This window comes from Desulfofundulus thermobenzoicus, from assembly GCF_009428905.1.
Lineage (GTDB): Bacteria > Bacillota > Desulfotomaculia > Desulfotomaculales > Desulfovirgulaceae > Desulfofundulus_A > Desulfofundulus_A thermobenzoicus.
In genome coordinates, this window is record NZ_WHYR01000239.1 from 1 (window position 1) to 405 (window position 405).

Below are 405 nucleotides of genomic sequence, written 5' to 3' on the forward strand. Positions count from 1 at the left end.
GAATTGTGCTTTTGTCTTGTATGGTTGCGGTTTTTCACTTTTTTACTGCCTGATAACGGCTCAGGCTGACCGCCTGAATGCTCCTTAGGAGAGTTTTGACGGATGTCTTTCCCTGTGTTTTTATTCGTCATGATGTTTGGCTCCTTCTTATCTTATTGATTCTTTTTACGTTTTTTATTGTTTTGCCTTTGTTCTTCTGTTAAAACGAGCTGATCATCTTCCGTATAGCCTGCGCCATTACCCTGGCTTTTGGCTGCGTTCATGCCATTAATGACATGATTCGCTTTGCGTTTTGTCATGTTTTATCACCTCATTTATAGTATGAGCCCGCCCCGCTTCGTTTATGAAGAGTAATCATTTCCTAATGATAAGTTAAACTTATTGAATTTAATAAAAGCATTGTTA

2 protein-coding genes are annotated in these 405 nt (G+C 38.5%); both read right to left on the reverse strand.

The window, feature by feature from the left end; all coding sequences use genetic code 11:
- On the reverse strand, nt 1–131 hold a 131-nt coding region (locus GFC01_RS20305), incomplete at its 3' end, for a small acid-soluble spore protein P (RefSeq protein ID WP_152948528.1).
- A gap of 21 nt (nt 132–152) precedes the next feature.
- Complete coding sequence (sspO, locus tag GFC01_RS18440) at nt 153–299, reverse strand: small acid-soluble spore protein O (protein WP_034283440.1); 147 nt, start codon at nt 297–299, stop codon at nt 153–155.
- Between the last annotated feature and the right edge of the window lie 106 nt (nt 300–405).

Coding starts and splice junctions, on each gene's coding strand:
- sspO (WP_034283440.1), bottom strand. CDS start 299: ATGACAAAACGCAAAGCGAATCATGTCATTAATGGCATGAACGCAGCC.